Annotated in this window: 8 protein-coding genes and 5 tRNA genes; 9 read left to right on the top strand and 4 right to left on the bottom strand. The window is 59.3% G+C overall.

All coding sequences use genetic code 11. The annotated features are described in order from the left end of the window. Positions 1-73 precede the first annotated feature (73 nt). Positions 74-1,348: an adenylosuccinate synthase gene (locus tag B3H64_RS11560; RefSeq protein ID WP_050618144.1), complete on the bottom strand. Its 1,275-nt coding sequence runs from the start codon at positions 1,346-1,348 to the stop codon at positions 74-76. A 138-nt stretch (positions 1,349-1,486) separates the two neighbouring features. Then, positions 1,487-2,146 (bottom strand): RsiV family protein, encoded by a 660-nt coding sequence (locus B3H64_RS11555; RefSeq protein WP_286735263.1) that lies wholly within the window; start codon positions 2,144-2,146, stop codon positions 1,487-1,489. Positions 2,147-2,284: 138 nt separating this feature from the next. On the opposite strand from B3H64_RS11555, the gene B3H64_RS11550 reads away from it, so the two are divergent. From B3H64_RS11550 to B3H64_RS11515, 8 genes are all read left to right on the top strand, one after another. After that, entirely contained in the window at positions 2,285-2,599 is a 315-nt protein-coding gene (locus tag B3H64_RS11550) for a YerC/YecD family TrpR-related protein (protein WP_050618146.1), read from the top strand. Continuing rightward, complete coding sequence (locus B3H64_RS11545; RefSeq protein WP_050618147.1) at positions 2,596-3,342, top strand: class I SAM-dependent DNA methyltransferase; 747 nt, start codon at positions 2,596-2,598, stop codon at positions 3,340-3,342. The genes B3H64_RS11550 and B3H64_RS11545 overlap by 4 nt, the downstream gene beginning before the upstream one ends. A 3-nt stretch (positions 3,343-3,345) precedes the next feature. Further along, complete coding sequence (gene hslO / locus B3H64_RS11540; protein WP_278893864.1) at positions 3,346-4,227, top strand: Hsp33 family molecular chaperone HslO; 882 nt, start codon at positions 3,346-3,348, stop codon at positions 4,225-4,227. Positions 4,228-4,328: 101 nt separating this feature from the next. Continuing rightward, positions 4,329-4,404, top strand: a tRNA-Val gene (locus B3H64_RS11535). A 24-nt stretch (positions 4,405-4,428) separates the two neighbouring features. Then, positions 4,429-4,505 (top strand) — tRNA-Asp (locus tag B3H64_RS11530). A gap of 21 nt (positions 4,506-4,526) precedes the next feature. Then, positions 4,527-4,602, top strand: a tRNA-Phe gene (locus B3H64_RS11525). 93 nt (positions 4,603-4,695) lie between these two features. Further along, positions 4,696-4,771 (top strand) — tRNA-Gly (locus tag B3H64_RS11520). 24 nt (positions 4,772-4,795) lie between these two features. Further along, positions 4,796-4,869: transfer RNA gene (locus B3H64_RS11515), tRNA-Cys, on the top strand. Positions 4,870-5,264: 395 nt separating this feature from the next. Here B3H64_RS11515 and B3H64_RS11510 read toward each other — a convergent pair. Continuing rightward, positions 5,265-5,771, bottom strand: coding sequence for a hypothetical protein (locus B3H64_RS11510; protein WP_238074840.1), 507 nt, complete (start codon positions 5,769-5,771; stop codon positions 5,265-5,267). Positions 5,772-6,052: 281 nt separating this feature from the next. Between B3H64_RS11510 and B3H64_RS11505 the strand changes: the two genes are divergently transcribed. Next, complete coding sequence (locus B3H64_RS11505) at positions 6,053-7,450, top strand: alanine/glycine:cation symporter family protein (RefSeq protein WP_286735261.1); 1,398 nt, start codon at positions 6,053-6,055, stop codon at positions 7,448-7,450. Positions 7,451-7,475: 25 nt separating this feature from the next. Here B3H64_RS11505 and B3H64_RS11500 read toward each other — a convergent pair whose 3' ends face one another. Continuing rightward, positions 7,476-9,248 carry a CvpA family protein gene (locus tag B3H64_RS11500; RefSeq protein ID WP_238074842.1) on the bottom strand — a complete coding sequence of 591 codons (1,773 nt, stop codon included), beginning with the start codon at positions 9,246-9,248 and terminating at the stop codon, positions 7,476-7,478. Positions 9,249-9,274: the final 26 nt, after the last annotated feature.

Below are 9,274 nucleotides of genomic sequence, written 5' to 3'. Positions count from 1 at the left end.
ATGTAAAGAAAAGTGGCCCGGACGACCGTCCGGGCCACTTTTCTTTACATTGAAAAACGGAGAGGGAAGAGCCTCAGCGCCGGGTAATCTCGTGGCGCTTGGGGCCGGTGGAGACGATAGAGATGGGGACTCCAATCTGATTTTCCAGGAAATCGACATACGTCCTGGCCGCCTCGGGGAGCTTCTGGTAGTCGGTCTCTCCCCGGATGTCGCACTTCCAACCGGGCAGCGTCTCGTAGACGGGCTTGGCCTTTGCCAGCAGGGGCGGGACGGGAAAGTCGCGGGTGACCTTGCCGTCGATCTCATAGCCGGTGCAAACCTTGATTTCATCCAGGTAGCCCAGGCAGTCGATGGCAGTGAGCACCACCTCGGTGGCGCCCTGGACCATGCAGCCATACCGGGTGGCTACGGCGTCAAACCAGCCCACCCGGCGGGGGCGGCCTGTGGTAGCGCCGTATTCGCCGGCGTCACCGCCCCTGCGGCGCAGCTCCTCGGCCTCCTCGCCGAAGAGCTCCGAGACGAAGGCGCCGGCGCCCACGGCGCTGGAGTAGGCCTTGGTGACGACCACGATATCCCGGATGTCCCGGGGGGAGATGCCCACGCCGATACAGCCGAAGGCGGCCAGCGTATGGGAGGAGGTGGTATAGGGGTAGATACCGAAGTCGGGGTCCTTCATAGAGCCCAACTGGCCCTCCAGCAGGACCTGCCTGCCGTCGGCCAGGGCGGAGCGCACAAAGGTGAGTGCGTCGCCCACAAAGGGGGATATCTGCTCCCGGTAGCCCATGAGGAGCTGGAACAGCTCCTTGGGGTCGAGCAGGGGCTTGTGATACAGATGCTCAAAGAGCACATTCTTGATGGTGCAGACGTGCTCCAGCCGGTCCATCAGGAGGGTTTCGTCGTACAGCTCACAGACCTGAATGCCGACCTTGGCGTACTTATCAGAATAGAAGGGGGCGATGCCCGATTTGGTGGAGCCGAACGCATTGCCGGCCAACCGCTCCTCTTCATAGGTGTCCTGGAGCACATGATAGGGCATCAGAAGCTGCGTGCGCTCGGAGATAATGAGATGAGGGGCGGGCACGCCGCCGGCCTCCAACTGCCCCAGTTCCTCCATGAATTTGGGGACATCCAGCGCCACGCCGTTGCCGATGATGTTAGTGGTGTGGGGATAGAAGACTCCGGAGGGGAGCTGGTGCAGGGCGAATTTACCGTAATCGCAGATGATGGTGTGCCCGGCGTTGGCCCCACCTTGGAAGCGGACGACTACGTCGGATGCTTCTGCGAACATGTCGGTGATCTTGCCCTTGCCCTCGTCGCCCCAGTTGGCGCCGACGATCGCTTTGACCATAAAAACTCCTCCTGTATATTCGGTTTGCGGTCCTCATTTCAGGACATGTTATTATATCCTAAGGTGCCCTGATACACAAGAAAGAATTTTCCATTTTCAGTATTTTTGTGGAGTTTTATGGTGGAAGGGCGGGAGAAGTCAGGAGGCTTGTGAATTCTGTTCTCCCGCCGCATCTGGACGGGGCAGGAGGAAGACCGGGATGCCCTCGGCGGCGGGCGCCAGCGAGAGCATGGGGAAGAAAACAGCCAGAGAATCTCCCGTCAGATAGAAGCGCTGCGGGGAAAAAAAGCGGCGTACCCGGGCCGGCGCATCGGCGTAGAAGAAGGATTCCCCGCTTTGCAGGCGGGCTTCTGACTGTGCGGTCAGCTCCGCCAGCAGGGACTGGCGCCACAAACGGGTTGGGGGGAGAAAGTCGGTGAGAAGATGAGGGACTCCGCTGGCCAGGTCCCAGGTGTCGGCGGTGCGGACGGTGAGCGGCCGGCCGGTAGAGCGCTCGACGGCATCCACATAAAGACTCAGAAGGCCGGCCTCCTCCTGTGTCACCCGGTAGTCCAGCGTGACGCTCCAGGGCTCGAATGGGCGGGAGGCCGCGCGGGCTTCCGCCAGCGCGGCGCAGGCGGACGGAAACAGGGTGGTCTCCCAGCGTGCTTTCCAGATCTGCGCCAGCTTGCCGTAATAGCGGTTGATACGCCGGGCGCCCCGACTCTCTGCGTCCAGCTCAGGGGTGCGCAGGGACAGAACCAGCACCGGCTCGCCCTCCCACTTCAGGGCCTGCTTCCACAGGCAGTCCTTGACCATGTCATCAGCTCCTCTCCCTTTATGCTATGAAGAGACGGGAAAAACGTGAAAGCAGCGGATTGCCTCTTTACCTTCGTACTTCACAGTGGTAAAATAATAAGGAGCAAGGCTCTGATTATAGGAAAGCGAGGTCCCGACATGACCAAAAAGCCCAAGAAGGAGCACAGCGACCTGCTGTATGAAAGTATTCTGACTTTGCAGGACCTGGATGAGTGCCGCAAGTTTTTTGAAGACCTCTGCACCGTGGCGGAGCTGCGGGCCATGGAACAGCGGTTCGAGGTGGCGCTCCTCCTCAGCGACGGGATGATCTATAATGATATTTTGGAGCGTACGGGGGCCAGCAGCGCCACCATCAGCCGGGTGAACCGCTCGCTGAACTACGGTGCGGACGGCTACAAGAACGTATTGCCCCGGGCCAAGGACATCCGAAAGAAGTACGAGCAGGACGAATGAGCAGCTACGAAGCGCTGGCGGGGCGGTATGACGCACTGACCGCCGATGTGCATTATGAGGTATGGGCGGATTATGCCGAAAAGCACTTTCGAAGGGCCGGGCTTCCGGTCCACACGGTGCTGGACCTGGCCTGCGGGACCGGAAGCCTGACCTGCCGGCTGGCGGAGCGGGGCTATGAGATGATCGGCGTGGACCAGTCGGAGGAGATGCTGGCCGTGGCGGCGGAAAAGGGACGGGCCGTCCAGGGTGAGAAGCCCATCTTCCTCCACCAGTCCATGCAGGAGCTGGATCTTTACGGGACCATCGACGCCTGCGTCTGTTGTCTGGACAGCGTCAACTATGTCACGTGCCCGGCGGACCTGCGCCGGGCGTTCCAGCGCGTTCATCTGTTTCTCATGCCGGGCGGGGTCTTTCTGTTCGATGTGAACACCCCGGAGAAGCTGAGGAATCTGGACGGCCAGATGTTTATGGATGAGACCGATGACACATACTGTGTCTGGCGGGCGGAATACTCGGCCCGCCGTCGAATCTGCACCTACGGCATGGACCTGTTTTTTCGCGAGGGCGCGCTGTGGCGCCGGGAGGAGGAGGTCCATGAGGAATATGCCTACGAGCCCCGGGAGCTGACGGATTATCTCCATGCGGCCGGCTTTCGGGATGTGAAGCAGTACGGCGAATTAAAGCTCCGCCCGCCGAAGCCGGGGGAGGGGCGTATCTTTTTTGCCGCGCGAAAGGATTTGTGAACCATGGATGAGATTATAAGGATGATGACCGGGGACGGCATGGTCAAGGCTGTGGCCGTCACCGGCAAGGATATGGTCGAGCGTGCCCGGCAGATCCACAAGACGCTGCCGGTAGCCACCGCCGCCCTGGGCCGGACGCTGATGGCGGCCTCCATGATGGGGGACATGCTCAAGGAGAAGGACGGCTCCGTGACCCTCCAGATCAAGGGCGGCGGGCCGCTGGGCGCCATCACGGCGGTGTCGGACAGCCGGGGCAATCCCAGAGGTTACCTGCAGAACGGCCAGGTGGATATTCCCCGCAAATACCAGGGCAAGCTGGATGTAGGGACCGCCGTGGGAAGCAGCGGCTCTCTGACCGTCATGAAGGACATGGGACTCAAGGAGCCCTATATCGGCAGCGTACAGTTGGTCAGCGGGGAGATCGCCGAGGATATCACAGCCTACTTTGTGGAGAGCGAGCAGGTCCCTACCGCCTGCGCGCTGGGGGTGCTGGTGGACAAGGATCAGAGTGTGGCTGCGGCGGGAGGCTATCTGGTTCAGCTTCTGCCCGGAGCGGACGAGAGCGTGATCCAGCGGCTGGAGGAGTCCATCGCCCGGCTGGGACCTGTCACGGACGCCCTGCACGGCGGCGCCGACGCGGTGCAGCTTTTGGAGCGGGTGCTGGAGGGGCAGGAGCCGGAGCTCCTGGAGCGCAGACCGGTGGCCTACAAGTGCTATTGCAGCCGGGAGCGGGTGTCCCGCGCCATCATCAGCATGGGCAAAGAGGAGATGCAGAGCCTCATCGAAGAGCAAGGCGGGGCGGAGCTGACCTGTCAGTTTTGTGACAAGGTGTATCGCTTTACTAAAGAGGATCTGCAAGAACTTCTGGAGGAAGCGACGCGATAAAGGACAAAAAATATCCAGGAAAGGCAAATTTGGTGTTGACATCTCAGCCGGGCTTTAGTATAATAACTTTCGCCGTCTGAAAGAAACAAATACGGCACCAGGGGAGCATAGCTCAGCTGGTAGAGCGCATGCCTTACAAGCATGATGTCACAGGTTCGAGTCCTGTTGTTCCCACCACAGGTCTTTGACCTGACACCATCTGGCGCGGTAGTTCAGTTGGTTAGAACGCCGGCCTGTCACGCCGGAGGTCGAGGGTTCAAGTCCCTTCCGCGTCGCCATGGGCGGCAACGCCCGCATTTGCCTCTGTAGCTCAGTTGGTAGAGCAGAGGACTGAAAATCCTCGTGTCGTTGGTTCGATTCCGACCGGAGGCACCAATCTCCGGGGGATGCCCATTGGCGTCCCCCGGGAGATTTTTCTCTTCCCATGCATCAAACGCGAATCTGCGGCATATGCTGGACTGTTGATTCGCAGGTGTAGCTCATCTGGTAGAGCGCCACCTTGCCAAGGTGGAGGTAGCGAGTTCGAGCCTCGTCACCTGCTCCAGGAGACTGTGGGTCTCCACTTTCCGGCGCCATAGCCAAGTGGTAAGGCAGAGGTCTGCAAAACCTTTACCCCCAGTTCGAGTCTGGGTGGCGCCTCCATAAAAATAACCACACCGTCAGGTGTGGTTATTTTTATGGAGACCTGGGGATTTTAACATGCTCGGGCGAAATGAATTCGCCCTGCGCCGCCCCGCTGTGCGGGCCCCGGTTCCGGCCAGGCATCTATAGTATTCGGACAAGACAAAAAGAAGGACACGACAAAAGGGCAGTATCCGTAAGACAGTTATATACAGGAACAGCGTGACTTTCGAAGTCACGCTGTTCCTGTATATAATAATATAGATAGCCGCAAAGCGGCGCAAGCGGTGTAGCCCCTTGTTCGGAACGCAGTGACGCAAAAAGTACATACGGGGCTACACCGTATAGAAATGCGCCCCCCGTCCTAAAGGATTTTAGAAACGGTTCGGCAAACCGGAAGTTGTCTGCCTACTAATTTACTCAACATCAAATTCTCTCGCCAGATAATACGGTGTTCCGTCTTTTGCTTTCATTTCCAATACTATCCGATAGGTTCCCGCTTCCAAGCGAGTACCATAATAATCATATTTTTGAACAACGCTCCCCTGCAAGCCTGTCCCGTCATTTCCACCCAACGAAAATTCTAAATTTCTAAAAGGAAATGCGTCTTGCGAATATGCCAAACGATACCATTGCCCGTCAATATAGCGTTCGAGATACTCAAAGCCAGGGCCACCATCCTCAATGAAGGAATAGACTTCTTTAGAATTTGCAGTAACGGCCCAGCGGATTGTATAGCCTCTAAATGGAGACCATGATGGCTTTTCGATGGTCAGTTCAAAGCCATCAACTTGATTGACAGGATAAGAGACTGGCTCTCCCAGTTTGGGATACTCTGCTGTGACCTGTAAAGTAAGCCATACCCCGCCAGCACAAATGAAGATAAAAATAAGTAAAACAATCCAACCACTGTATTTCTTCATTAGAAACCTCCTCTGAAAACCCCGGTTTGGCGCATATTTTTATCAAACATATTGTAGCAGAAACCCGCAAAGAAATCTACTGTACAAAGAGAAACGCCTGAAGAATTCGCAAATTCTTCAGGCGTTGTGTTTATATTCAGCCAACAGCTTTTTCGGGGTACGGGCAATACTGTCTTACGAACACCGCCCCAAAGTCGAGTCCTTCTTTTTGATTTTGCGCGCGCCTTTGACGGCATTTTTGGGCCTATGTCCACATACTCCTGAGTAGAGGAGGTGTGGACATGGTTTTTTTAGAGCGGCTCGGCGGCTGGATCTGGAATCCTTGGCTGCTGGGCGGCTTTTTGCTGCTGGGACTCTATTATTCCCTCCGCAGCGGATTCTTTCAGGTGTTTGAATGCAGGCTGTGGTTGCGGGCGACGCTGGGCTCGCTGCTGCGCAAACGCGGGCGGGGGAATGAGAAGGGGCTGACCCAGTTTCAAGCCCTCTCCACCGCCCTGGCCTCCACCATCGGCACCGGCAGTATCGCAGGCGTGGCTACCGCCATTTTTTACGGCGGGCCGGGCGCGGTGTTCTGGATGTGGGTCTCCGCCTTCCTGGGGATGATGACCGGCTGCGCGGAAAAGACGCTGGCGGTCCGCTACCGGCGGCGGAACGGCGCGGGGGCATGGCAGGGGGGGCCCATGGACTATATGGAGCGGGGACTGAAGCTGCGACCGCTGGCAATGATGTTCTCTCTCTTCTGCGTATGCGCCTCCATCGGCGGCGGGGATATGGTGCAGGCCAACTCCATCGCCACCTCTCTGGAGCACGCCTTCGGCTGGGACCGTCTGGCAGTGGGGTGCGTGACCGCCGCCCTCACCGGTCTGGTCATTCTGGGCGGCATCGGTCGCATCGGACGGGTGAGCGAAAAGCTGGTGCCGGTGATGGCGCTGCTCTTTTTGGGCGGCGGGGTGCTGGTGCTGGCCCACCATGCCGTCGCGATACCGGCGGCCCTGACGGAGATCGTCACCCAGGCCCTGACCCCAAAGGCGGCCCTGGGAGGCGGGATGGGGTACGGCATGGCGGCGGCTATGCGCTACGGCGTGGCCCGGGGTGTGTTCACCAATGAGGCCGGCCTGGGCTCCTCCGCCATGGCACATGCCGCGGCGGACGTGGATGAGCCGGCGGAGGAGGGCATGTGGGGCCTCTTTGAGGTCTTTATTGCCACGCTGCTGGTCTGCACGGTTACCGCACTGGTCATTCTGGTCTCCGGCGTGTACGCGCCCCAGACGGCTCTGAGGGCCATCCAGGCGGGAACGGTGGACAGCTCCATGGTGGGCGCAGCCTTGTCGGGAGCGGCTTTTGCCACGGTAATGGGCCGGTGGGGGGGACCCTTCGTGGCGGTCTGCCTTTTGATGTTCGCCTTCTCCTCCTTGCTGGGCTGGAGCTATTATGGGGAGCGGGGGCTGGAATACCTCACCGGCACCAGCCGCTGGACGGGCGTCTACCGCATGGCCTTTCTGGTCTGTGTGGTCCTGGGGAGCGTTGGGGACGTGGGGACGGTCTGGCAGCTGGCCGACGTGTGTAACGGGATGATGGCGCTACCCAATCTGGCAGCCCTGTTCCTCCTGTCGCCGGAGGCACTACGGCTCATTCAGGCGTGGACGCGCAGGCAAAAAAGCGCCCCGGACCGAGCGTGAAGTCGGTCCGGGGCATTCCATACCGTCAGGCGGCGGGAACTACGGATGCAGCACCAGGGAGGGCCGAAGAGGCGTCGGGGGCGGCCTCCGGCGCAGAGACCGCAGGCTCGGGGGAGACGATGGGGTCCGGCGTGGCCTTTCCGTCGATGGTGAGGCTGTAGCCGTTGAGGATGGGGTTGACCTCCTCACCGGTCTGGGGCGCGTGGTCGATGGTGACCGAGTCGCCCACCTTGAGGATGACCGCCGCCGGATTGTCCAGCGCGGAGAGGGAGTAGTAGACATCTTCGCCCTCCAGACGGACGAAGTAGTAGGTGTTGCCGTCCAGAACGGCGGAGAGAATCTCCTCTACGGCGCCGGAGATGGTGGTCTCAGGCAGGACCTCAGGAGTGGTGATGTTGTTTTCAGCCAACTGGAGGATATAATCCTTTTCACATTCCGCCACGGTGTTGCCGATGCCCACGATCTGATACTGCGAGACGTTGACCATGGCGTACATCTTGACGAGCTGGGCGGCGTCCTTCAGGGCAATGAAGTAGGTGGGCTGGCCGGAGATGTTGAGCAGGAGAGGGAAGGTGGCCTGGTACTGAAGGTGCTGGACCTTGCCCTGCGCGGAGGCCATTGCGGACTGCTCCGTGGCGCCGGGGGCCTTATAGTACTTGGTTTCCTTGGTCCGCTGGTTGGACAGCAGGAAGCCCACGTTGGACTGGTCGGAGCCCACGGAGGTGACGCCGGTGTACATATATACGTCGTCGCTCAGGGCAATATAATTGAAGCCCTCGGTGGTGTGGGTCACGTCCCGCTGACCGAAGATGGAGTTGATGAAGCCGTTGACCAGGGTGCCGTGGTAGTCATACTGCTCCATGATGAGTGAGGCCAGGTAGACCCGGTCCACCCAGGTGGGCACATCCTCGTAATACTCGCACTCACCGGTGACAGCATCCATCAGTACGGCGCCGTCGATGTCCCGGCCGCCGAAAAGACCGATGGTCATCTCCAGCTTGGGACAGACCCAATAGGGGTGGCCGCTCTCGTCGATCTCAAAGGTGGGCGTGGAGAACATATAGGTGGGATAGGTAAACCGCAGGTGCCGCATGACGTTGCGGTTCAGGGGCTCGGAGGGGGAATACTTCATGCCCTCCGGCAGGCGGACCACCTCGGCCTCCTGGGAGACCATGTCCACGATGATATAGGCGGGCAGGCCCTGGCTGCGGTTGTTGAACCATTTGATGAGATCGCCGTAGTTCAGCGGGGTGACGCGGACGGGGCGGCCCTGATAATTGATCTGGGTGTAATCATCGGCCACCTCGAACTGGCTGACCATGTCGGACAGCTCGCCCAGCTTGCGGTCGCCCAGGCGCTGAGCGGACTGCTCATCCAGCATGGGGATCTGATCGAAAGAGATCTCCTCCACCTCGGCGGCAAAGTCGCCGTTTTCCACCGTGAGCAGGTCCCGATAGGAGGCAGCTCGGAAGATGGGCATGGAGATGACAGTGCCCAGGATGGCGATCACGATGAGCAGGAGCATCAGAATGCCGATGGGCAGGCATTGGGACTTGATGAAGCGGAAATACTCCTTGATGCCGCCACTGGCGTCCATGTGGAAGCCGGAGGTAATGAGGGCGCAGACCACGTAGATGATGCACAGTACGAAGAAAAAGCCGTAAAAATTGCTGTCATGGAGGTTGATCGCCGGCAGGGAGACGTAAAAATAGAGCAGGCCGAGAACGAGGGTGACAAGAATGTTGATCAGGATGCGGGAGGCTTTGTTTTTCAGGCCGCGGCGCGGTGATTTTTCCATAAAAAGCTCCTTTTTCATTCGGAATG

The organism is Intestinimonas sp. UBA1698 (assembly GCF_002320075.1).
Classification (GTDB): Bacteria; Bacillota; Clostridia; order Oscillospirales; family Oscillospiraceae; genus Intestinimonas; species Intestinimonas massiliensis.
The sequence above is the reverse complement of the archived record's forward strand: the minus strand, read 5'-3'. Positions and strand labels throughout refer to the sequence as shown.